A 23,081-nucleotide genomic window follows, 5' to 3' on the forward strand; every position below is an offset into this window, starting at 1 on the left:
CTAGCGCGCCAGCTCCGCCACCCGTTTAACGGCCGCCTCGATGGCGAAGGACTCGTCGCCGCCCTGGCCCTTGACCGCAGCATCCAGCTCCGCCATGAGGATCACGGCCTTGGTGATATTCTCCCCCGACCAGCGCCGCGCCACCGGTTGGGTGAGTTTTACCGCGTAGGGCGCCATGCCGGTCTGGGAAGCCAGCGAGTACTGATCCCCGCGCGCGGAGTAAAGCCGCGCGATGTTGCCCACCTTGTTAGCCAGCGCCGAGGCGATGGCCACGGGGCTCGCCCCTAACTGCAGCGCCCGACGGCACGTGGAGACCGCCGCCTCCACGCGGCCAGCCACAGCAGCATCCGCGATATCCCAATTGGCTACCTCTGCCACGCCTACGTAGTACGCGTGTACCGCCTCGCGGGTTACCTTGCCTCCTGTGTCGAAGACCAATTGCGAGATGGCGGAGGCGAGTTCGCGGAGGTCGGAGCCGACGCCGTCGAGAAGCGCCTGCACCACATCCGGTGTAGGCCGCACCCCATGCGAGGCGAACTCGCGGGTGGCCCACTGCGCGAGCTCGTTCGGGTAGAGGGAGAAGACCTCATGCACCTCGGCCGTCTTGCGCAGCGCCGCGATGAGCTCCGGCGGCTTCTTCTTTTTCTTCAGCGTCTTCGCCGTCACCGAGTAGATCAAAATGAGCGTGATGCCGGGCATCGGGTTGGCGCAGGCGTCGAGGAGGATCTTCGTGACCTCCTTGCCGGCCCGTTCCACGTCACTGATGACGATGACGCGGTCCTCCCCAAACAGGGAGGGGCTGGTCGCTTCCAGGATTTCGCCTTCGCTCACCTCGGAGGCCTTGAGCTTGGTTACTTCGCCGTGTTGGATACTCAGGCGGGCGCGCTCGGCCAGGAATTCGTCATCGCCGAGGATGAGGTGCACGGGGGCTGAAGACATGCCTGTCATCTTAGCAACGCCGCGATGATCCACCCGCCGAGCAACAGCACCGCGAAAGGGCCGGCGGCCACGGTGGTCACGGGCATCGAGGAGGCGACAAAGTGGATCCAATCCGCCAAGGGCTCAATGAGGATCACAAGCGGCCTGCCCAGCCCCACCTGCGCCAGGGCGGCGGCGATAAGCCCCACGACGGTGATGACCGGCACGACCGGAGCCACCAGCACGTTGGCGATGACAGAGACCACCGAGACCCGCCCGGACATGAGCGCGATGAGCGGCATGGTCACGATATCCGCGGCGATGGCCACGGCGAAGGCGCGGGCGACAATACCTGTGCCCAGCACGCGCAACAGCAGCGGGGTCAGCGCCACGATGCCGGCGGTCGCCGCCACGGAGAGCGCGAAGCCGAAGCTGACGGCTAGGTCGCTGTCGGCGGCAAGCAGGAACAGCACGCCGAGGGAGAGCGCATGGAGCGGTTCCATCTTCGAGGAGTGGAGCACCGCCACCAAACCGGCCAGCCCAGCGACGGTGGCGCGCTGGACGGAGGGCTCCCACCCCACCAGCGCCACGAATAACGCCAACGCGCTTGCCGACGCCCCCACCCTCGCCCGCGGCCCCGGCACCACCAACGCGGCCGCGGTGCACACGATGGCGACGTTAGAGCCCGACACGGCGCTCAAGTGCGACAGCCCGGTGTCGATGTAAAGCTGCTTGTCCTCGGGGCTTTGCAGGCTGGTATCGCCCAGCACCATGCCGGGAATAAGGCCGTTATCGCACACGGCGCGGAAGTTCTCCGCCACCGCGGCGGTCCAGCTATGGGCGTGCGCGGTGAGTTCACCGCTGAAGACGGTCTGCCCTACCCCTACCCGGTCAGACGGACCGGGGTGACCGTGCACCGTAACGAGGGAGCCGCTGAAGGCCTCCGGTTCCTCCTTGAGGAAGACCGGCAGCTGCGCCGGATAGCCGGGCACGCGCAAGCGCACCATCCATCCGGAGGCGGTCTGGGTGGGCTCGGCGGCAAGTTTTCCCGTCACCTCCGAACCAATATGAAAGCCCGCCGCGCGCACCGAGCGCACATGCGCAAGGGTGGCGAAGATGGCCCCACTCGCCGCGCACAAGATGCCCTGGCCGCGCCACTGCCCGCCCAAGAACGCGAACGCCACGAGCCCACCCAGCAGCCAGGGGTAGCCGAAAAGTACTGCGAGCGTGGCCAACCATGCGACCACCGCGGCGGGTACGAGCCGCAGCTCTCTCACGGCCGAACCTTGTCCTTGAGCTTCGCGAACTTCGCCGGGCCGATGCCGGAGACGTCCATGAGTTGCTCCACGGTGGTAAAGCTCCCGACTTCCTCGCGGTGCGCGATGATCGCCGCAGCCGTGGCCGGCCCTACCCCGGGAAGCTCAGTGAGCTCCTCCGCGGTGGCGGAGTTGAGGGAGATAGTGTCTTCGGCCGTGGCACCTGGGGCAGCGGGTGGAGCGCCGACGGTGATCTGTTCGCCGTCGTTAAGCTTCTGCGCCAGGTTGAGGTTGTCGGTGGGCACGCGCGGGCGTGCCACCTCAAGGGCGTCGTTGATGCGCGCGCCCGGTGCCAAGGTCACCAGGCCCGGCTGCTCGACGTCGCCCACGACGGAGACCACGATGTCGGCCGCCACCTCGCTGCTCGGTGCGGCCACCTCATAAGGGTTCTCCGCGCTGCGGCTCAGCCCCAGCCAGGCGAGGAGCGCGACGCCGGCTAGCCCGGCTACGACAAGCGCCAGCCAGGGTGGCACGCGCACGCGCGGAAAGTCGACGTTGAGCAGTTCTTCTTCCCCGGTGGGGCGGGTGAGGTCGCGGAGACGATCAGCAATGGCGTTCATGCCCGCGACGCTACGCAGCGCCCACACCCCCGTCGAGGGCTTAAGCCGCAGCCTGTGGATAACTTGTTGAAGACATCAACAACGTCTTTAGCTCGGCTCCGCCGTCAGCTAAAGACCGCGGAGACGCCGATGGCTCCGGGGCCGACGTGGACCGCGAGGACGTCGGTAAGCGGCACCAGCATGAAGGAGGAATCCGGCAACGCCAAGCGCAGTAGGTCCTCCAGCCGGCGGGCCGAGACCTTGTCCTCGTTGTACTGCACCACGATGAACGCCGGCTTGCCCTCCGCGCGGGAGGCCACCAGATCCACGAGCTTGGTAAAGGCCTTGGTTTGGGTGCGGGTCTTGCCCACCATCTCCAGCTTGCCGCCCGCAATCGCCATGATTGGCTTGGTGGCCAGCAGCGCGGTCGACAGCATCGCCGTGGCCGCGGACATGCGCCCGGAACGGCGCAGCTCCTCCGTCGAGCTGAGATAGACCAAGGTGTGCCCGCGCTCGAGGGTGTTGATGGCGGCGGCATAGCACTCGTCGAGTGAGGCGCCTTCCTGGGCAAGCTTCGCTGCGGCCATGGCAGCGGCACCCATGACCATGCCCGCGGTGCCGGAATCGATGACGCGCACGGTGTCGGGGAAAACGCCGGAGGCAGTCACCGCCGCCGACCACGTCGAGGACAGTTCCTTCGACAGGTGGATGGCTAGCACCCCGTCATCGCCGGAGCGTTCCATCTGACGGCCATACAGGGCCGCTAGCTCCAAGGCAGTCAGACCAGAGGTGGACAGCTCCGCGCCATCCTTGCCGTGGCTTTCCATGACGTGCAGGTCCACGACGCAGATGTCGAGCTCCTCGACGATATCCGCCGGCAACCCCGCGGCGGAATCGGTGACGACGCGAATCACTAGACGTCCGCCCCGGCGCCACCAACGACGGCGCCGCCCATGTTCCAGCCGTCGAAGTACCACTGGGCGCGGCTGACGTTCTCCGGGGTGAATTCCAGCGGGGAGAGCGGACGAGCGGCATCGAACTCGGGCCGCGCGGTCAGCTGCGACCAGTGAGTGTTCTTCAAACCGGAGAGAATCCCGTACTGGTGGTGCTCAAGGCCCAATAGGTGGCAGGTCAGCGCGGAAATGGCGCCGCCGTGCGCGACGACAAGCACCGCGCCTTCATCCCAGTCGGAGTGCTCCTGCATGAGCTCATCAATGACCGGGCGGGCGCGGTTGGCCACATCGACGCGGCTTTCGCCCTGCGGCGGCGCCCAGGTGGGGTCGTGGCGCCACAGCGCACGCGCCCCGGGGTACTGCTCATCCACCTCGGCGGAGGTCATCCCCTGCCACTCCCCCAGGTGGGTTTCACGCAGGCGCTTATCGACGGTTACCGCAATCCCCAAGTGACGGGCGATGATCTCAGCGGTTTCGCGGGCACGGATGAGGTCCGAGGCGACAACCGCGGTGATGCCTTTATTCTCGAGCAGATCAGCGGCAGCGCGCGCTTGGGAGTACCCTACGTCCGACAGCTCGGTGTCCAGGTGCCCCTGCATCCGTCCGGTGGCGTTGTACGTGGTTTGCCCGTGGCGGATGAGGAGGAGACGGCGGGTCATAATTCGTCATCTTCCGGCTCTGGCTGGGCCAGGGGAATCTCATCGATCGAGTCCACGTCGCGCGGGTTGACTTCATCAGACCACTCGCCGGGGCGTTCCGGGGTGTCCAGACCGGGGATGTCGAGAAGCGGGCAGTCGTGGTAGAGGCGATCCAGGCCGTAGAACTCGCGCTGATCGTTGCGCTGGACGTGGACCACGATGGGGCCATAATCGAGCAAGACCCAGCGGTTCTCGCGATTGCCTTCGCGGCGTTTGGGCTCAAAGCCCTGCTTGGTCAGCTCGTCCTCGACTTCCTCGACGATGGACGCCACCTGGCGCTCGGTATCGGCGGAGGCCAAGACGAAGACCTCGGTAATCGCCAGCACGTCGGAAACGTCAATAGCGGCAATGTTGGTGGCCAGCTTTTCATCCGCAGCCAAGGCGGCGGTTTCCGCCATCTGGCGTGCTTCATCAGTAATCGACATGACAATCCCTACACAAGTACTTTTCTCTTAAGAACTCTAGTCTTACACGACAAGGCGCATTTTCCTAGTCGAATTCCCCCCGCCTCTGCGCGGATACTACAGCGGTTTTTCCGGGTGCGGGCTGTAGAGGTGATTCTTGGCGATGTATTGCACCACCCCATCCGGCACCAGGTACCACACCGGCTGGCCCTGCTCGGCGCGGGCGCGGCAATCGGTGGAGGAAATGGCCATGGCGGGAATCTCGATCAGCTCGATGTCGTCTTGGGAGCCCTCCGGCAACATGTCCTTGCGTAGCTCGTAGCCGGGGCGGGTCACGCCAACGAAGTGCGCCATCTCCAGCATCTCTTCCCAGTTCCGCCAGCTCATGATGGAAGCGACAGAATCCGCACCGGTAATGAAGTAGAGCTCGGCATCGGGGAAAAGCTCGCGCAAGTCCCGCAGCGTATCGATGGTGTAGGTGGGGCCCTCGCGGTCAATGTCTACGCGGGAGACGGTAAAGCGCGGGTTTGAAGCGGTGGCCACCATGGTCATCAGGTAGCGATGCTCGGCGGCGGTGACCTGCTTATCTGCCTTCTGCCAGGGCTGGCCGGTGGGCACAAAGACCACCGTATCGAGGCGGAAACGGTGGGCTACCTCGCTAGCAGCGACGAGGTGGCCGTTGTGGATCGGATCGAAGGTGCCACCCATGATGCCGATGCGTTGTGGACTAGTCATGGCTGGTGAGTATACCGGCCACAGCATCAATGACCTGCACGTCCTGCTCGGTAGGCTCCCCCCAGGAAGTAGGAGGCATGGCGCTTGGCCTTCGTGGCTAACGCTCGGTTGGCGGCTTCCGGGGAGAAGTCGCAGACGAAGTCACCGTCCAAGCAATAATCGACGGCGCGGTGCTCCGGTAGCCCGGCGCGGTTCTTGGTCCACGGAACCTGGTGGAGCGGATTGCCGAACGTCAGCACCGCATGCAGGCGCCCGGTCTCAGCGAGGTAGCTTTGGGCGCTTGTCGCGACGAGCGCGCCCTGCGAGTAGCCGGCGGCCACCCAGCGCGGGTGGCAGCCGGTGGTGGATTCATAGTCTTCGACCACCTTCGGGGCGTTGCGGACACCGGTGCGCAGACTATCGGCGGCTCCCAGTGTCACCGAGTATGCCAACTCCCCGATGGGGTGCTCCTGGAGGATCTCCACGGTTCGCTGCACGAGTTCACGCGGGCCGAGGTCCTCACCCTCCTGCGCCAAGGGTGGCAGGTTCATGGCGGCGGGATAGGATTCCGGGTCGAGCGCTAGCACATAGACGCCATCCATAGCGCCCGGGTGGCGCTGCTCAACCTGGTGGAACAGCGCAGCAAAGTTACGTCCCTCAAAGCCCGTGGACTCTGGCGCATGCACGGAGTAGCGCTGCGGGCCCACGTATTCGCCTTGCTCCTCGTTCTGGTCCGAGCCGCGCGCGACAAGCACCGCGGTGTCGGGGCAGGTGTCGATACCGCCCGCCGAGGCCGCAGGAACGTTCAGGAGAAACGCTGCTGCGCCAAGCGCGGCACACATGCTAAGAGAAAGAGGCTTCACCCTTTCCTGTTTAGCGGAAACGAACGCTGTCTACCATGCGGCCGATGGAATCGTAGACCTGGTTATCCCACTCGTGGTAGGTGAAGAAGTACTGGCCGTGGGAGCCGCCAGTGGGCTTAGCGGCGTAGAGGGTATGGGCGGAGAGATCGCACACGGCATCGAGGGGCAGGCAGTAGTCCACGCGGCTGACGTTGGCGCGCATCTGCGGGAAGTGGCCCATCGGGCCGCCTGCGCCCTGGGTCGCACCGACAACGGCCGGATCCCCGGCGCGGGTCAGCGGGTTGCCAAAGGTCACGACACCGGCGAGCTGGCCGCGGTGGGCTAGCTCCAGCTCGTGGTTGGACAGGACCATAGCACCTTGGGAGTAGCCGGACAGGATGTACTGCGGGTGGCAGCCGGTAGCGGCCTCGTAGTTGTTGATGGCGCTGGTCACGCCGCGCTTGCCGGTCTGTACGGAGTACATGAACTGGTTGATGGCGGAGACCGCGGTGTTGATGACCGGGTTGGCGTACTGTGCGGCTAGGCGCACCAAGTCGGCCGCGGTGGTGGGAAGCGACTCGTTCGGCACGGAATACTCCGGGTACGTCGCCGGATAGTATTGCGGCTCCAGCCCCAGCACGTAGACATCCTTCATCAGCGAGTTGCCACCGTGTGTTGCCTGATAGCGCGCTTCAGCGCCGTGCAACATAGCGCGAATGGATTCGCCTTCCCACCCATTGGAGGCTCGGCCACCCTGGTTGGAGTACTGCGTGGGATAGATCTGGCCGTTCTGGCCGGAGCCGCGCGCGGCGACGACGACCACGGCGGGGCACTGTTCGTCGGCATGCGCGGCGGGTGCAGATACGGTGTTCGGGACGATGAGGGCGGCCGCGGCCACGACGGCGGCGGCGACGGAGGAAGCAATGCGGGACAGCATGAGCGGAAGGCACCAATCAGTTCTTTGTTATTACCGCGCTTTAGAGTACCCAGTCCTGTCCCGCCGCGCAGCACGAACCCCACACAAGGCGAACAATCTACTCGAAAAGTTTTCGAGTAGGATGTTTTGCGCAGGTCAGGCTCGAAAAATTCCTTTCGAGTAGCTTTCGAGTAGCTTTCGAGCTCTACTCAGCTCACCCAAAAGGCCCCTCAACAAACCACACTGCCCGCGGATCGCGCGGACCATTACCCCTCCATTTCACAAGCCCCTTGTCACGCATGGCTTGCAATGCACGACGCACAGATGGAATTGACACGCCAAGAGCTTCGGCCACTTCTCCCGTAGACATTGGACGTGCGCTCGTTTCCAACGCTGCCAACGCCCCTTCAGCATGGCGGGGCAAATCCTGCAGCACTTGCTCGTTCAATCGTTGAATTGCCTTCAACGTCAGAACAACGCTGCCACTGGTCTGCACATAAGAGGGATCAGCAAAACCGACGCGGCGCATACCAGCGAACATACGCCGGATGCCCTCGCCCAGTTCTTGGCCTATGCGTAACTCAGCAGTAACGCGTGCAATGAGGGGGTTACGCGCGAAACGTGCTATCGATTCAGGCTTAGCGGGATCAACAAGACCCGGAAAACGTCCGGGGCTAGAAATCTCAATCCGACTGGGGTACACCTCAAATCGAATATGATCACCCGACATACTGTATGAACGGTGCACAACAGCGTTAACTAGGCCTTCCAGCCACACATCATGCGGAATGAGATTCTCGTCCTCAAATAACCCCGCCCCCGACAACCTACGAACCGTCGGCAGCATCCCACCGATTACCTCTTGTGCTGCACGGATCTGATCAGGCAACGGACCATCAAAGCGACGGTCTTCCATCAACTGCTGTTGCTGACCTGGCAGGCGCTCATCTTCTGCGAAGCGAAGTACTCGGATGTGAGCATTCGGGAAAAACTCTTGCGGATTCTTTCCAAACAGCAAGAGCGCGGCGGTCCGCGGACGCCCCTGGCGGTCAATCAGATTCCGCGCGTTGAGTGAATCTACGCCGGAAGACGAACCGATAATGTCAGCGTAATTTTCGACTAAGGACATATCGAGATCTTCTGAGCTAGCATGCGCCGGCACAGTAGCATCGTACTGCTGCTCGCCCTTGGTGTATCGAAGCTCGAGGATGTCATCGGCCTTGAGATGCCTAGACTCGTCTCCCACCCGCAGGTAGCACTCCCCCGACCTCAAATAGTGAACACGTTCGCTGGGCAGGATATGAAAGAGGAACACCTCTACGCCTTCGTCAATTTCGAGCGTTTCAATGCGAACTTTAACGGTCGGATCCGTATGGTCCAACGCGGTCTGCCGCAAATCGTTCCCCTGCCCCGCTGTGGGGCGGCCGTCAAACTCACGATCCGTAATCCCCACGGCAACAATGCCACCCTCAGCGTTAGCCATTCCGACGATTGTCTTTGCCAAATCCTTGGGCTTGATTCGGAACGATTTACGATCGAACCACTGATCTTCGGGCACGCTCAAGAGCAGCTGTGGCTCTTCGTGAAAGTTTCGAGTTACGCTCACAGAGCAACATCCTACTCGAAAAGTTTTCGAGTAGGATGTTTTGCGCAGGTCAGGCTCGAAAAATTCCTTTCGAGCAGCTTTCGAGTAGCTTTCGAGCTGCCTCTAGGGGCGCGTCTGGCCGGTGCCCTGCAGCACCCACTTGGTAGACGTCAGCTCCGGCAGAGCCATCGGGCCGCGCGCGTGCAACTTCTGAGTGGAGATGCCGATTTCCGCGCCCATGCCGTAGACCTCACCGTCAGTAAACGCGGTGGAGGCGTTGAGCATGACGGCCGCAGCATCCACCTCGTTGGCGAAGGTCAGCAGCACGTCAGCGTCCTGGGCGGCGATGGCCTCAGTGTGGCCGGTGGTGTACTCAGCAATGTGCGCGATGGCGCCGTTGACGCCATCGACCACCTTGGCGCAGATATCCATGGAGAGGAATTCTTCGCGCCACTCTTCGTCGGTGGCCTCCACGGCGTCCTTAACGCCGAAGGCTTCGAGCTCCTTCACATCGCCGTGGATGGTGACGCCTGCCTCCTGGAGGGAGGTGATGATGCGGAGCTTTGCGGCGTCGTCAAGCGCGGCGTCGATCAGCACGCCTTCCGTAGCATTGCACACCGAGGTGCGGCGGGTCTTGCCGTTGATCACCATATCGGTAGCCTTGTCCAGGTCAGCGGAGGCATCGACGTAGAAGTGGCAATTGCCGGTACCCGTCTCGATGGCGGGGACGGTAGCGTTTTCCACCACGGCATTGATGAGGCGCGCGCCGCCGCGCGGGATGACCAGGTCCACCAGTCCGCGGGCGGTGATGAGGTCCTGCACAGAATCGTGGGTCTCACAGGGCAAAAGCTGCACGCCTTCGCGCGGCAGATCGAACTCCACGAGGGTGTCTTGGAGGAGCTCCACGAGCTTAGCGTTGGAGTTCTTCGCGGACTTGGAACCGCGCAGCAGCGGCACGTTGCCGGACTTCAGGGCCAGGCCGAAGGCATCGACGGTGACGTTCGGGCGGGCCTCGTAGACCATGCCCATCACGCCGAGCGGCACACGAACCTGCTTCATCTGGATGCCGTTATCCATGGTGCGGCCCTGCAGGATCTCCCCTACCGGGTCCTGGAGGGAAGCTACCTGGCGCAGGCCGCCGGCAATGCCCTCGATGCGGGCGGCGTCCAGCGACAGGCGGTCGATGAGGGACTCGGACATACCGTTGGCGCGGCCGGCTTCGATATCGAGCTGGTTAGCAGCGAGGATGTCCTCGGTGTGCGCGATGAGGTTTTCCGCGGCGCGATTGAGAATCTCGTTCTTGCGCGGGGTGGTCAGCTGCGCGAACTGCGGCGCCACCGCCTTGGCGGCGCGGGCTTTGGACAGAACTTCTTCACGTTCGGTGTTGCTCATGCCATACCAGCGTACGGAAGGTCTGCCCGCTTGTCAGGGATTTTGTGCAGCTATGGGCGCGGATCGGCCCTTAGTTAGGCCTCGAGCTCGCGGCGGCGCTCCGCCGCGGCACGCAGGCGCTCGGCGCGCTTTTTCTTTTCTCCTTCGGAAAGCTCGTCGAAGAGCTCTTCATCCGACTCGCTGAACTTCAGCACCCCGCGCGCAGCCCAGGAAGCGAAGAACGCGATGACGGGCGAGATCCAGAAATAGCTCCAGTCAAAGACGAAGAGGCCTAGGAAGAGCGCGATCATCGCCACCGACCAGATGACGGAATCCGCTATCTGCACCTTGCGTCCGCGGGAGAGCATATCCTCCAGCTCCGCCTCGTGGCGGGTAGCGGGTGCTGTAGCACGTGGGGTGGAAAGCTCCGGCAGGTCCGCAAAGAGCTTTTCGACGTCTCCGCGCGTGCGCGCCGCGGCAGCCTCGCCGGTGCGCTGCTCGAATTCATCGGGGCCCAACGCTCCGTTGACGAAGTGCTGGCTCAACTGCTCTAGAGCCTCAGAACGCTCCGCATCACCAACGCGGATATCGGGGTTCTCCATTAATAACCTGCCTTCGGATCAACCAGGGTAGGCAGCTCCTCCCCCGCCGCGAAAGCCTTGGCCACCTTAACGGTGTGCGCGCCAATCTTCTCGCGCACGGAGCGCTGCGTATTGGCAATGTGCGGGGTGATAACCACGCGCTGATCCCGCCACAGCGGGTGATCCTCCGGCAGCGGCTCTGGGTCGGTGACGTCGAGCGCGGCACCCGCGATCTCGCCCGACTCGAGTGCTGCGAGGAGGTCCTCGGTGTTGATGAGTGGGCCGCGGCCCACGTTAACCACCACTGCATGCTCCGGCATCTGTTGGAAAGCCTCCGCATCCACCATGTGGCGGGTCTCCGGGGTCAGCGGAGCGATAAGGACGAAGTAATCAGCCTTCGGCCAAACCTTGTCCACCTGGGAAATCGGGTAAGTTTCCTCAGCGCCCTCAACCGGGTTGCCGGAGCGGTTGACCGCAATGATGCGCGGCCCGAAACCAGACAGCATGCTAATCAGACGCTTGCCAATGCCACCGGCACCAATAATGGCCACCGTCTTATCGTCGTAGAGGTAGGAGGTGTGGGCCTCCATGTCCGCATAGGAATCGAACGTGCCGTTGACGCGACGGTGCGCGTGCAGCTGCGCCAGAAGCAGCGCGATGGTGGATTCCGCCACCGTGTTGTCATAGACCCCGGCGGCGTTTGACCACGGCACGCTGCTCCCCTTCATTGCGTCGAGCACGTGGTCCACGCCCGCCGAAGGAATCTGCACGAAACCAATGTTCTCCGGCAGCGGGTCCGGGAAGTCGGTGCCGTCGCCGGTGTAGATGAGGAAGGAGGCCTCATCTAGCCGGGCGCGCTCAAAGCCCGCGGCGTCAAGCACCTCGATGGTTTCCTCCCACGGGTGTGGTTCGATGGCGTACTTCATGCACATCCTCCTTAGCTAGTATCCGGCGTCCGGGTCGACGCGCGTGGGCATATCCTCGCCGCGCTCCCACGCGGCGGCGTTGGCATTGAAGATAGCACCCAGGTGGTACTGGGCCACGTGATCCGAGGCCGCCATGTGCGGGGTCAGCGTAGCGTTGGGAAGCTCATAGAGCGGGTGGCCATCCGGAAGCGGCTCCGGATCCATGACCTCGAGGCCCGCTCCCGCGATCTCGCCCGTGCGCAGTGCATCCACGAGATCATCAGTGACTACGGTGCTGCCGCGGCCGACGTTGATAAACACCGCCGAGCGCTTCATGGCGCGGAACACCGCAGCATCAAAGAGAGCTTCCGTCGCTTCTGTCGCCGGCAGAATGCTCACCACGAAATCCGCCTCGCCCCATGCTTCGTCGACGCGCTCGATAGGGAGTGTTACGTCCGCGCCGTCCACTGGGCGGCCCGAGCGGTTTACCGCGGTGATATGCACGCCGAAGGGCTCGAGGTAAGCCATGAGCTGCGTGCCGATTCCTCCTGCGCCCACGATGAGCACGCGCGTAGGCCCCTGTTGGTCATAGAGCCAAGCCTGGGATTCATCGAGCTCGCGCGCCACCGACCAGGACTTCGCCAGCGCGAAAGCCTTGTGGTGGTGCGCCTGGGAGAGCATCAACCCCAGCGCGGATTCCGCCACGGGCTTGGCAAAAGCGCCGGCGGAGTTGCACCACGGCAGGCCATCCGGCCGGATGAGCCCGGCCTCGATATGGCGGTTCACCCCGGTGAAGCAGTATTGCACCCACTGGATATTCTCCGGAATCTCCGGGGTCTGCGCTGGATCCGAGGCGGTGTTCACAAAGACCTCGGCTTCCGCCAAGCTCTCGACGCGCTCGTGCCCGGCTGCGTCGATATCTGCCACGGTCGCTGCCCACACATCGGGGCCCATGAAATAGCGCATTAAATTCGGGACGCGAAATTGGACAGGTAATCGGCGTGGACAACGGGGCGGCGCATGTCCTCCGGCAGCTCCTCGGTGTGCTTGCCCAGCAGGTTGCGCAGCGTGGCGGAGTCATAGCCCACCTCACCGCGGCCGATGACCTGGCCCTTGGGGCCCATGATGTCCACGATCTCACCGGCGCTGAACTCACCCTTGATATCCGTGATGCCCACGGCCAACAGGGAGTTTCCGCCGCGGACCACGGCTTCCATGGCGCCCTCGTCGAGGCGCAGGGAGCCGCCGGTATCCGCGCAGTAGAGCGCCCAGAACTTCCACGCGGACAGGCGGCGCTCCTCACGGGTGTGGAAGACGGTGCCTACGGAGGCGTCGTCAAGCGCCTGCCCAATGTTATCCGCCGAGGTCAGCAGCACGGGAATGCCGCCGCGGGTGGCCAGGCGCGCAGCGGAGACCTTCGTGGCCATGCCGCCGGTGCCGACCTTGCCGCCATCACCGGCCACCACCGCCTTGAGGTCCTTACCGGTGCGCACCTCTTCCACGAACTTGGCATCGGGCTCCGCCGGATTCTTGTCATAAAGGCCGTCCACGTCGGAGAAGAGGAAAAGGGCATCCGCTCCAACCAGATTGGCCACGAGCGCGGAAAGGCGGTCGTTATCACCGAAGTGCATCTCGGAGGTCGCGACGGTGTCATTCTCGTTGACGATCGGCACCGTGCGCATCTGGCGCAGGCGGTCAATGGTGCGCTGGGCGTTGCGGGCGCGATCGCGCTTGCCGACGTCCGACGCGGTCAACAGCACCTGCCCAATGGTGCGGTTATAGCGGGCAAAGGACACGCCCCACTCGTAGGCCAAGTGCACCTGGCCCACCGCGGCGGCTGCCTGCTTGGTGGCCAGATCGGTGGGGCGCGTGGTCAGGCCCAGCGGGCCCATTCCGGCGGCCACGGCACCGGAGGAGACGATGATGATGTCCGAGACATTCATGCGGGCGCACACGGCGTCAACGATCTTATCGATCTTCTCAGTCGAGGTCACGAAATCATCGCGCGTCAACGAGGAGGAGCCGATCTTGATGACGATGCGCTTGGCTTGTGCGATCCGGTCGCGCAAAGGCGAGGAAAAGCCGCTGGATTTTTCCGACAGCGTGGCGGTCTCCGGGTAGTCCATTTCCGGGGTTGGCCCCTCGAAAGGTTCGAGGGGAAGAGGATAGTCGATCTGGTTGTCGTGTTCGGATGACATACCGGCTCATTATACCGGGCTAGCCCTGCCAGCGATCGCGGTTCGCGGACTCGCGCGTGACCTCCCCGTCGGTGCCATAGTCAAACTCGTCGACGAGACCACGGCGCGCCTGGGAAGCGCGTTTACGCTCGGCAGCCGATACTCGTTCGGTGCTCATGAGGCGGCCGTCCTGTCCGCGGCCAGCGTCGGTCGCGCGGCCACCAGCCATGGGCTCGTACTCGAAGGTGATATCCCCGATGGTCACGGGGCAGCCTTCCTGCGCGCCTTGGCGGTGCAGTTCCTCTTCGACACCGGCCTTGGCCAGACGGTCCGCGAGGTAGCCCACGGCCTCGTCGTTTTCGAAGTCCGTCTGGCGGATCCAGCGGTCGATCTTCTCGCCTTCGACGATGAAGCCGCCCTCCACCTCGGGGTCTGGGGTGACGGTGAAGTCGGCGAACCTGCCCTTCTTTTTCTTGCCCACGGACTTCGGCTGAATAATGGTGTGGTTCTTGTCCGCGGCGACCTTGGGCTGAGCCTTGCGGTGCTCGTTGACCATCTCCATGAGCTTGTACTTCAGCGGGTCGAGGCCCTTGCGCGCGACTGCGGAAATGATGAAGACGGGCCAGCCGTACTTCTCTTCGAGGTCACCCTTGACAAATTCTGCTAGCTCTTCGGCCTCGGGAATGTCCGCCTTGTTGAGGATGATGACGCGCGGGCGCTCGCGCAGATCCCCCAGGCCGGTGTCCTGCTCCAGCAGCTCTTGGTACTTGGCCAGCTCGGTCTCGAGCGCCTCGATATCAGAGAGCGGATCGCGGCCCGGCTCGATGGAGGCGGTATCCACCACGTGGGCCAGGACCGCGGTGCGCTCGATGTGGCGCAGGAAGTCAAGGCCCAAGCCCTTGCCCTCAGCGGCCCCAGGGATCAGGCCCGGAACATCCGCCATGGTGAAGGACTCATGGCCCATGTCCACCACGCCCAGGTTGGGCTGGAGGGTGGTGAAAGGATAATCACCAATCTTCGGCTTGGCCGCCGAGAGAACAGAAATAAGGGAGGACTTGCCCGCGGAGGGGAATCCGACGAGGCCGACGTCCGCCATGGACTTCAGCTCTAGGATGAGATCGCGCGCCTCACCCGGTTCTCCCTGCAGCGCAAAGCCCGGAGCCTTACGAGCAGCCGAGGCCAGTGCTGCGTTACCGAGTCCACCGAAGCCGCCCTCCGCAGCCACGAAGCGGGTTCCCGGGACCGTGAGGTCCGCGAGCATCTCCCCATCCTCGGTATAGACCACGGTGCCTGCCGGCACTTCGAGGATGAGGTCCTTGCCGCGCGCGCCGTTGCGCCAGTCGCCAGCACCGTTGCCGCCACGCTCGGACTTGATGTGCGGGCGGTAGTGAAAGTCCATGAGGGTGTGGATTTGGGTTGAGACCTCCAGCAGGATGTCTCCGCCGTGGCCGCCGTTGCCACCATCGGGCCCGCCGAGCGGCTTAAACTTTTCGCGGTGAACGGAGGCGCAGCCGTGTCCGCCATCGCCTGCCTGCAGGTGCAAAACCACTCGGTCAATGAATCGTGCCATGCCCGCTAGTCTAACGGTTCCTGGCATACCGTCCTAGTTGGGCACTACCGGGGATCTGAAGCCCACGGCCCCTTTAGTCTTCTCCACGCTCCCCCGCCAAGGCGTCCGCGTAAAACGACAAAATCCCGAGCGAAAAGCTCGGGATTAAGCCATGAGGCTCTTAGGCAGTTGCTTCTGCAGCAGCCTCTTCAGCCGGAACAATGTTGACCAGACGACGGCCACGCTTGACGCCGAACTCAACAGAGCCTGCAGCGAGAGCGAACAGGGTATCGTCGCCGCCGCGACCAACGTTCTCACCCGGGTGGAACTTGGTGCCGCGCTGACGCACGATGATCTCGCCGGCCTTAACCTGCTGACCACCGAAGCGCTTGACGCCGAGACGCTTGGACTCGGAATCGCGACCGTTGCTGGAGCTGGAAGCACCCTTCTTGTGTGCCATGTGGTTTCCCCTCCTTCAGGGATGAATTAGTGCCGGTTAAGGCTTACTTGATACCGGTAATCTTCAGCGTGGTCACCGGCTGACGGTGACCGAGGCGACGCTTGTAACCAGTCTTGTTCTTGTACTTGAGGATGTCGATCTTCGGGCCCTTGCCCTGCTCGACAATTTCAGCGGAGACGGAGACCTTCTCGAGGTCTGCGGCCTTCGACTTGACGGTTGCGCCATCGACGAGCAGAACCGGGGTGAGAGCAACGGAGGAACCCGGCTCACCCTCGATCTTCTCGACCTTGACGAGGTCACCTTCAGCAACCTTGTACTGCTTTCCGCCGGTCTTGACGATCGCGTACATAGAGGGCTACCCCTTATCTAAACTCGGCTCGCTAGCAGCTGGGTGGTGCCGCTAACGAATGGACATTGGACATTGGCGTTTAGAACCACATCCGCGAGAGACGTGCGGAAACCGCAGCGCGTCCCATCGAGCGCATTCATGGTCTAAACAGCGACTGTCAAAGACTACCCCGTGAGGGGGCGAAAAGGCAAAACGCCTTTTCTAGCGCGACCTGCGCCGTGCTACTCGACGCCTCCCGCGCCCGCCCCTGCGCCTTGTCGACGCCGTAGTCTCCTCGCGCTCCTTCGCCTCAGTGCTGTGCTCCGCGCCCCTACCGCGTTCCTTCGGTGCCGGCGCGGATTGGCTCTGCGCCATCTTGCGCACCACTCGGCGGCGACCGCGGCTGCGGGTCGCGCGCACGTTCATGTTCTCGCCCGACTCCGCGGCCTTGCGCTCTGCCTTGGCCTCCTTTTTAGAGGTGGCCAGCGGAGCGTCCTTGGCTGGGGTCTCGCCCTGTGCAAAGTCTTCGCGCTTCGGGCGAATATCCGAACGGGAATTTCCGCGTGTGCGGCGCTTGCGGCGCGGCGAGTTCTCGAAAGCCTCGACGGCTTCCTCGTAGGTTGGCTCCGAGCGCTGTGCGGAGGACTTCTTCTCCGCTTCAGCGTTCTTAGCGTTCCTATCCTGCTTGCCTTGCTGCGCGCGCAAGCCCTCACTCGTCTCCTCGCGCTGTGGCTCCCGGAAGGTACGCGTTGCCCGGCGCGGCTTGCGCGAGCGCTTCTGCTTGGATTTCGGCTTCGATCGCTTCGCTTCCAGGCTTTCCGCTACCGCGTAGCCAATGGACGCGCTATCCGGCGTCTCCGCGTCATCGTCGTCCACGACGACCACGCTGGCCACGAGTTCCTCCAGCGAAGATTCTTCGTCGCGCGCTGCTTCTTCATTGTCAGCACGGGCAGCCTCATGCTCGGAAGCGGCATCGTCGTCCTCGCGATGCATACGGACGGCGGCCGGGTGCTTCTTCGGATCGCGCTGCGGTGCACGGCGTTCCTTACGGCCGCGGCGCTGCGGCTTCGAGTTATCCTCTTCCGTCTCCTCATCAACCGGGTACTCGTGAATGATGATTCCTCGGCCATGGCAGGCCTCGCACTCGGTGGAGAAAGTCTCGATGAGGCCGGTGCCCACGCGCTTGCGCGTCATCTGCACCAAGCCCAGTGAGGTGACCTCAGAAACCTGGTGACGAGTCCGGTCGCGCCCCAACGCTTCCTTGAGGCGGCGCAGCACCAGATCCTGGTTTTCCGGCAAGACCATATCGATGAAGTCCACGACGATCATGCCGCCGATATCGCGCAGGCGCATCTGGCGCACGATCTCCTCGGCCGCCTCGAGGTTATTTCGCGTCACCGTCTCTTCCAGGTTGCCGCCGGAGCCGGTGAACTTGCCCGTGTTGACGTCAATGACCGTCATGGCCTCAGTGCGGTCGATGACGAGGGTGCCGCCAGACGGCAGCCACACCTTGCGGCCCAGGGCCTTCTGCAGCTGCTCATCAATGCGGTAGGCGCTGAAGGCATCCTCGCCATCGTGCTCGCGGGCGTCGTATCGCACCACGCGGTCGGCCAAGTCATGCGCCATGGAATCAACGTAGGCGCTGACCGTGTTGTAGGAACGCTTGCCGTCCACCACCAAGGTGCTGAAGTCCTCGTTGAAAAGGTCACGCACCACCTTGATGAGCAGGTCCGGCTCTTCGTACAGGGTGACCGGCTTGGCGCCCTTCGTTGCCTTTTCGTGCGCGGCGCGGGCGCTAATGTCCTCCCACAATGAGTGGAGGCGGTTGACGTCGGACGCGATGTCCTCCTCCGACACGTTTTCCGCTGCGGTGCGGATGATGGCGCCGCCATCCCCCGGGATGACGCGCTCCAGAATCCCCTTGAGGCGCTTGCGCTCCGGCGCCGGCAGCTTGCGGGAAATGCCCGCGCTGCGCCCGCCCGGCACATACACCAGGAAACGACCGGCCAGGGAAATCTGAGTGGTCAAACGTGCGCCCTTGTGCCCGATGGGATCCTTGGCCACCTGGACCAGGACTTGGTCACCGGACTTCAGCGCGTTTTCCACCTTGCGGCTGCGCCCACCAATGCCCAGGGCGCGCCAGTCGATGTCTCCCGCGTACAGCACGCCGTTTCGGCCCTGTCCGATATCGACGAAGGCGGCCTCCATCGAAGGCAAGACATTTTGCACGCGGCCCAAGTAGATATTGCCAATCTGGGAAGGGTGCGTCTCGGTCGTGACAAAGTGCTCGACCAGGAGATCATCCTCCAGCACACCAACCTGGGTGATGATGCCAGCGCCGTCGGTACGCTGCTTATCGCGCACCACCATGGTGCGCTCTACAGATTCGCGGCGCGCCAAAAACTCCGCTTGGGAGACGATGTGCTGGCGCTCGCGGCCCTTCTCCCGCAGCTCCGCACGGCGGCGACGCTGCGCCTCGATGCGGGTTGAGCCCTTAATCGCCTTCGGCTCGTCGATGTGCTCGACTTCCTCGCGGACTACCCCGCGGCCTTCTGCTCCGCGGCCACGAGAGGTACCGCGGCTGCCGCGACGGCGACCGCGCGGCTGGCTTGCCGGTGCCGAATCTTCCTCGATTTCTTCCTCGCGTTTTTCTGACTTCTGACGCTTGGCCAGCGGAGTGATCTTCGGCGCCATGAAGACCGGCGCGAAGTCGTACACGTCCGGGTCTTCCTCAGCCATCGGGGTGATCAGCGGAGTGAGCTCGTCGTCCTCGTCGCTATCACCGGCCTCGGCGAGCGCCTCGTGCAGCATTTCGGCATCGACCTTGTCGACGATCTGCGAAATCTCGTTATCAACGTTCTTGCGCACGCGCTCGCGCAGCTTTTCTTCTTCCTCGCTCAGCTGCTCCGGCTGCCCGGCCTGTTCAGTATCCTGTGTCGAGTCCTGTGCCTGTGCAGCTTCCTGCGGCTCCCCCGCGCCATCCTGTTGCGCAGCAGACTCTTCCGGTGCGGGTTCCTCTGCCTGCTCCTTCGGCTCAGCCTTCTTGCCTGCCTTGCTCACGCGCTTCGCCGCGCGCTTGGTGCGCTTCTTCTTCACCGTCTTCTCCGGCTTTTCCTCAGCCGGGGCTTCAGTAGTTTCTTCGACAGGTTCTTCGGGGGTCTGCGCAGCATCGGCCGTGACTGCAGCCTGCTCGGCGTCCTCGGCGGCGGCCTGATTGGTGTCCTCAGTGGCTGGCACGAGGGCATCGATAAGCTGACCCACCTCCTCCGGCGTAAGTGTGGATTGTGCGGACTTCTTGATGCCCATCTCCGCGAACTGGGCCACCAATTCCTTGGAGGCCACGCCCACCTGCTTAGCCAAGGCATAAAGGCGAGTCTTAGGCGCGAGCGCCTCGCGGTCAATCCCCGCTACAGCCGCGGCCAACGTCGATTCAGTGCGTGCTTCTTCTGTTTCTGTTTTCTTCTTGGATGCCATCAGTGGCTAATCTCCTGACGTTGTGCTCACCCCGGGCGCAGGTTGCCGCCACACGGCGGTGAGACTTTGAAAAAATTCTCTTCATCTTTATTTAGTTGTCAGTGCCTTCCATTCTGGCACAGAGCTCGACCGAGGCTCACATGTTAGTATCGCCGCTATGTCCGACAGCGCGCCCACAAACACACCGGCAGAGCGGAAAATACCTGTCCACGCGCCACGCACAGTGGCGCAGGCGCGCGCTCGTAACGAGATTGCACTGCGGGATATTGTGACCGTGGCCGTGCCCGCGGGCATCGCCTCCGGCCTTCGCGCCGTTGACCTCCCTTACCCCTACGCGGTCCCGGTCTACGCGGTACTCATCATGGTGATGCTCTACGGAGTCTTCCGCATCATTCGCAGCGAGCCGAGGTTGGTGCAGGCCTCCCAAGAAGAGTACCGGGCGGGCGATTACCCTCTTCTCGCCTATTTTCTACCGGTGCTTGCTATCTTCTCCCCTCTCATCACTGAGGGAATTAAATCCACCGGGATTATCGGCGATGTCTCACCCAACCCTATCCTTATCGCCGCTGGACTTACTGCTTTCTCCATCCCTGCGTTCATCTTCGGTGGCCGCGCTTTCGGTACCACCTCCTACCGAGTGGGCAAGCGACGCATCAAGGCCATCACCGAACAAGGAAGCCTCGAAGGCGTCACTCAAGCGAGCATCGCCGCAGTAGAAACTCACCCGGAAGTCCTCAGCGGGCTAGTCGCCGCCGGTGCAGTCACTGGCAATACCACCTCCATCTCTGAGCTGGGGCGGCTGATCGGCTACGAGGAGGGGCTCGAAGAAGAACTCCGTGAACTCGAAGCGGCCGGCGTGGTGAAACTGCCTGGTCTCATCAAGTGGAGTGGTGAGCGGACCTTTAACATCACTCTGACCGAAGCTGGCGTGCGCAGCATGGACGCTGCACGCACGCGCTAGCGCGGAAGAGTGGCATCTCCCGGGAAGAGTTTCGGGCCAATCCAAAGTATGAAATAGACCAGACCAACGAGGACTGGAATCTCAACAAGAGGACCAATCGTTCCGGCAAGGGCTTGAGCAGACATCGCTCCGAAGGTGCCGATGGATACTGCAATAGCAAGCTCAAAGTTGTTTCCTGCTGCAGTGAACGCCACGCTGGCAGACTGCGCGTAATTCATGCCAACGGCCTTTGCTACGCCCAGCGACAGCACAAACATGCCCACGAAGTAGATAACCAGCGGCACGGCCACGCGCACTACCGTTGCTGGCTGCTCCACAATGTGCTCGCCCTGCAGGGAAAAGAGCAACACAATTGTGTACAGCAGACCAATCATGGCCAGGGGCGATACGGCTGGGAGGAAGCGGTTCTCAAACCATTCCCGTCCTTTTACCTTTTCGCCCCACACGCGAGACAGCGCACCCAACAGGAACGGTATGCCCAAGAAGACGAGTACGGCCTTGACGATGGCCCAGAAGGAAAAGTCAGCGCTCGTCGTGTCCAGGCCCAGCCATCCGGGGAGGACGCGCAGGTAGAACCAACCCAGAACACCAAACATAGCGACCTGGAAGATGGAGTTCAGGGCGACAAGCACAGCCGTTGCCTCGCGGTCAGCGCATGAGAGGTCCGACCACACAAGCACCATGGCGATACAGCGAGCAAGGCCCACGATGATGAGGCCGGTGCGCAGCTCCGGCTGGTCCGCCAAGAACAGCCACGCCAGGGTAAACATAAACGCCGGCCCCACCAGCCAGTTGAGGACGAGCGATACCGCCATGAGGCGGCCATCCGTGGCAATTTCCTTGGTCTTCTCGTAGCGAACCTTGGCCAAGGGTGGGTACATCATGACGAGGAGACCAATGGCGATCGGGATGGAAATCCCGCCGATTTCAACGGCGCCCAAGGCTTGGCCAATCCCGGGAATGAAGTGGCCAATGAGCAGTCCGGCAGCCATCGCCAGAATGATCCACATGGGTAAAAATCGGTCAAGAAAAGACAACTTCGGGCGCTGCGACACAGCCATGTCCCCCCTCCTTCGACGTTAAACAATGGACAATACAAACATGCAATATACAGCACGTATTGATACGCGTCAATATAACGTAGGGTGCAAGGATAACCCCTATACTGATCGCATGGCTTCCTCTTCCACGCCCGAAACCAGCGCGCCCAGCACTGAGTGTTGCTCCTTAAGCACAGGCCCGCTCAGCGACGCCGAGGCGAGGCATTTTTCGCAGCAATTCAAAGTGCTGGCAGACCCTGCCCGCCTGCGTCTTTTGTCCATCCTGTGTGATGAAGGCTGTGGGCCCATGAGCGTCACGGAACTCACCGAGCTCACTGCGCTGAGTCAGCCCACGGTCTCGCACCACCTAGCGCGCCTGCGGGAAGCCGGCTTGCTATCCAGACAGCAATGCGGCCGCACCGTCACCCATCAGGTGCACAAAGACGCTTTTGCGGCCTTGCGCACGCTGCTGTCGTTCGACTAACCGGTACCTGATCGGATCTGCGCTCGAGCACACAGGACGGGTTCGGGTTAAGGGTCAGAAATGACAAAAGCCCGAGCGCTATGCTCGGGCTTCGTTACGCGCTCAGCGCGGTAATCATAGTTAGAGGTTCGGGAACCAGATGGAGATCTCGCGCTCAGCGGACTCCGGGGAGTCGGAACCGTGGACGACGTTCTCGCCAACGGTCAGAGCGAAGTCACCGCGAATGGTACCCGGGGTAGCCTTCTCCACCGGGTGGGTGCCACCGGCCAGCTGACGCCATGCGGCGATAGCGGACTCGCCCTCGACGATGCCAGCAACCAACGGTGCAGAGGTGATGAAGTCAACGAGCTCGCCGAAGAAAGGCTTGTCCTCGTGCTCGGCGTAGTGCTTCTTTGCGGTCTCCTCGTCGGCGACGCGCAGATCCATGGCGACGAGCTTCAGGCCCTTGCGCTCGATGCGGGAGATGATCTCGCCCACGTGGCCGTTCTTGACGCCGTCCGGCTTGATGAGAATCAGTGTACGTTCAGTCATAGGGCACATAGTACAGAATGGGTGCTCCCGCGTCCTGCCAGTGGGCCAATTATTAAGCGCTACGTAAGGCGTTGCACGATTTCCTCCGCACGCTCATGGCTCGTGCCACGAAACCACAGCTGCACTTGGCGCACGGCCGTGCCGTATTGACCGCTCTCCAGCAGGCTTTTCAGATCCTCGCGCTGCCACTCCTCCAGATCCGCAAACTCCACCGGCTTCTCATCGCGCTGCTGCTTGAGCATGCCCACGACGAGGAACACAAAGGCCGGGAGCATCAACGCAAGCGGGAGCGCAAAGCCCCCAACATACAGCTTGGCCACGAGTGCGGCGATGCA

24 protein-coding genes are annotated in these 23,081 nt (G+C 62.9%); 2 read left to right on the plus strand and 22 right to left on the minus strand.

Features of this window, described 5'->3' with window-relative positions; all coding sequences use genetic code 11:
- From holA to HMPREF2565_RS05710, 19 genes are all read right to left on the minus strand, one after another.
- The gene (gene holA / locus HMPREF2565_RS05620; protein ID WP_071407000.1) at positions 1-948 is read right to left on the minus strand and encodes a DNA polymerase III subunit delta; all 948 of its coding nucleotides are present in this window, start codon (positions 946-948) and stop codon (positions 1-3) included.
- Entirely contained in the window at positions 945-2,195 is a 1,251-nt protein-coding gene (locus tag HMPREF2565_RS05625; RefSeq protein WP_071407001.1) for a ComEC/Rec2 family competence protein, read from the minus strand. Before HMPREF2565_RS05625 ends, holA begins: the two co-directional genes overlap by 4 nt.
- Positions 2,192-2,794 carry a ComEA family DNA-binding protein gene (locus HMPREF2565_RS05630; RefSeq protein WP_049156481.1) on the minus strand — a complete coding sequence of 201 codons (603 nt, stop codon included), beginning with the start codon at positions 2,792-2,794 and terminating at the stop codon, positions 2,192-2,194. The genes HMPREF2565_RS05625 and HMPREF2565_RS05630 overlap by 4 nt, the downstream gene beginning before the upstream one ends.
- Before the next feature lie 104 nt (positions 2,795-2,898).
- Positions 2,899-3,687 (minus strand): DegV family protein, encoded by a 789-nt coding sequence (locus HMPREF2565_RS05635; RefSeq protein ID WP_049156464.1) that lies wholly within the window; start codon positions 3,685-3,687, stop codon positions 2,899-2,901.
- Positions 3,687-4,385: a histidine phosphatase family protein gene (locus HMPREF2565_RS05640; RefSeq protein WP_071407002.1), complete on the minus strand. Its 699-nt coding sequence runs from the start codon at positions 4,383-4,385 to the stop codon at positions 3,687-3,689. The genes HMPREF2565_RS05635 and HMPREF2565_RS05640 overlap by 1 nt, the downstream gene beginning before the upstream one ends.
- Complete coding sequence (gene rsfS / locus HMPREF2565_RS05645; RefSeq protein ID WP_046648992.1) at positions 4,382-4,849, minus strand: ribosome silencing factor; 468 nt, start codon at positions 4,847-4,849, stop codon at positions 4,382-4,384. Before rsfS ends, HMPREF2565_RS05640 begins: the two co-directional genes overlap by 4 nt.
- A gap of 96 nt (positions 4,850-4,945) precedes the next feature.
- Positions 4,946-5,563, minus strand: a complete 618-nt coding sequence (gene nadD, locus HMPREF2565_RS05650) for a nicotinate-nucleotide adenylyltransferase (protein ID WP_049156470.1) — start codon at positions 5,561-5,563, stop codon at positions 4,946-4,948.
- A gap of 26 nt (positions 5,564-5,589) precedes the next feature.
- A complete protein-coding gene (locus tag HMPREF2565_RS05655; protein WP_246819122.1) occupies positions 5,590-6,405 on the minus strand; it encodes a cutinase family protein in 816 nt (271 codons plus the stop codon).
- Between the two features lie 10 nt (positions 6,406-6,415).
- Complete coding sequence (locus tag HMPREF2565_RS05660; protein ID WP_049156476.1) at positions 6,416-7,321, minus strand: cutinase family protein; 906 nt, start codon at positions 7,319-7,321, stop codon at positions 6,416-6,418.
- A gap of 193 nt (positions 7,322-7,514) precedes the next feature.
- Positions 7,515-8,906 carry an RNA-binding domain-containing protein gene (locus tag HMPREF2565_RS05665; RefSeq protein WP_070509975.1) on the minus strand — a complete coding sequence of 464 codons (1,392 nt, stop codon included), beginning with the start codon at positions 8,904-8,906 and terminating at the stop codon, positions 7,515-7,517.
- A gap of 102 nt (positions 8,907-9,008) precedes the next feature.
- Positions 9,009-10,277: a glutamate-5-semialdehyde dehydrogenase gene (locus HMPREF2565_RS05670; protein ID WP_070546661.1), complete on the minus strand. Its 1,269-nt coding sequence runs from the start codon at positions 10,275-10,277 to the stop codon at positions 9,009-9,011.
- A 74-nt stretch (positions 10,278-10,351) separates the two neighbouring features.
- Complete coding sequence (locus tag HMPREF2565_RS05675; protein ID WP_070701345.1) at positions 10,352-10,858, minus strand: DUF1707 SHOCT-like domain-containing protein; 507 nt, start codon at positions 10,856-10,858, stop codon at positions 10,352-10,354.
- Positions 10,858-11,763: a D-isomer specific 2-hydroxyacid dehydrogenase family protein gene (locus tag HMPREF2565_RS05680; protein WP_070754960.1), complete on the minus strand. Its 906-nt coding sequence runs from the start codon at positions 11,761-11,763 to the stop codon at positions 10,858-10,860. The genes HMPREF2565_RS05675 and HMPREF2565_RS05680 overlap by 1 nt, the downstream gene beginning before the upstream one ends.
- A 15-nt stretch (positions 11,764-11,778) precedes the next feature.
- Positions 11,779-12,708 carry a D-isomer specific 2-hydroxyacid dehydrogenase family protein gene (locus tag HMPREF2565_RS05685; RefSeq protein ID WP_071407003.1) on the minus strand — a complete coding sequence of 310 codons (930 nt, stop codon included), beginning with the start codon at positions 12,706-12,708 and terminating at the stop codon, positions 11,779-11,781.
- On the minus strand, positions 12,708-13,868 hold the full coding sequence (gene proB, locus HMPREF2565_RS05690; RefSeq protein ID WP_246819123.1) for a glutamate 5-kinase: 1,161 nt from the start codon (positions 13,866-13,868) through the stop codon (positions 12,708-12,710). Before proB ends, HMPREF2565_RS05685 begins: the two co-directional genes overlap by 1 nt.
- 91 nt (positions 13,869-13,959) lie before the next feature.
- Positions 13,960-15,489: a GTPase ObgE gene (gene obgE / locus HMPREF2565_RS05695; RefSeq protein WP_070701338.1), complete on the minus strand. Its 1,530-nt coding sequence runs from the start codon at positions 15,487-15,489 to the stop codon at positions 13,960-13,962.
- A 160-nt stretch (positions 15,490-15,649) separates the two neighbouring features.
- A complete protein-coding gene (gene rpmA / locus HMPREF2565_RS05700; RefSeq protein ID WP_010190882.1) occupies positions 15,650-15,928 on the minus strand; it encodes a 50S ribosomal protein L27 in 279 nt (92 codons plus the stop codon).
- Between the two features lie 43 nt (positions 15,929-15,971).
- Positions 15,972-16,277 carry a 50S ribosomal protein L21 gene (gene rplU, locus HMPREF2565_RS05705; protein ID WP_010190885.1) on the minus strand — a complete coding sequence of 102 codons (306 nt, stop codon included), beginning with the start codon at positions 16,275-16,277 and terminating at the stop codon, positions 15,972-15,974.
- Positions 16,278-16,478: 201 nt separating this feature from the next.
- Complete coding sequence (locus HMPREF2565_RS05710; RefSeq protein WP_070546653.1) at positions 16,479-19,730, minus strand: translation initiation factor IF-2 N-terminal domain-containing protein; 3,252 nt, start codon at positions 19,728-19,730, stop codon at positions 16,479-16,481.
- Positions 19,731-19,887: 157 nt separating this feature from the next.
- On the opposite strand from HMPREF2565_RS05710, the gene HMPREF2565_RS05715 reads away from it, so the two are divergent.
- Entirely contained in the window at positions 19,888-20,691 is an 804-nt protein-coding gene (locus tag HMPREF2565_RS05715; RefSeq protein WP_049157132.1) for a hypothetical protein, read from the plus strand.
- On the opposite strand, the gene arsB is transcribed toward HMPREF2565_RS05715, so the two are convergent.
- Positions 20,688-21,752 carry an ACR3 family arsenite efflux transporter gene (gene arsB / locus HMPREF2565_RS05720; RefSeq protein ID WP_049157134.1) on the minus strand — a complete coding sequence of 355 codons (1,065 nt, stop codon included), beginning with the start codon at positions 21,750-21,752 and terminating at the stop codon, positions 20,688-20,690. The two genes, HMPREF2565_RS05715 and arsB, sit on opposite strands and share 4 nt — an antisense overlap.
- A 112-nt stretch (positions 21,753-21,864) precedes the next feature.
- On the opposite strand from arsB, the gene HMPREF2565_RS05725 reads away from it, so the two are divergent.
- On the plus strand, positions 21,865-22,215 hold the full coding sequence (locus HMPREF2565_RS05725; protein WP_046648980.1) for an ArsR/SmtB family transcription factor: 351 nt from the start codon (positions 21,865-21,867) through the stop codon (positions 22,213-22,215).
- Between the two features lie 120 nt (positions 22,216-22,335).
- On the opposite strand, the gene ndk is transcribed toward HMPREF2565_RS05725, so the two are convergent.
- Both ndk and HMPREF2565_RS05735 read right to left on the minus strand, forming a co-directional pair.
- Positions 22,336-22,746, minus strand: a complete 411-nt coding sequence (ndk, locus tag HMPREF2565_RS05730; protein WP_039676402.1) for a nucleoside-diphosphate kinase — start codon at positions 22,744-22,746, stop codon at positions 22,336-22,338.
- Between the two features lie 59 nt (positions 22,747-22,805).
- A partial coding sequence (locus tag HMPREF2565_RS05735; RefSeq protein ID WP_071407010.1) for a hypothetical protein occupies positions 22,806-23,081 on the minus strand: 276 nt, incomplete at its 5' end.

It is taken from the genome of Corynebacterium sp. HMSC072A04, from assembly GCF_001809235.1.
Classification (GTDB): Bacteria; Actinomycetota; Actinomycetes; order Mycobacteriales; family Mycobacteriaceae; genus Corynebacterium; species Corynebacterium hiratae.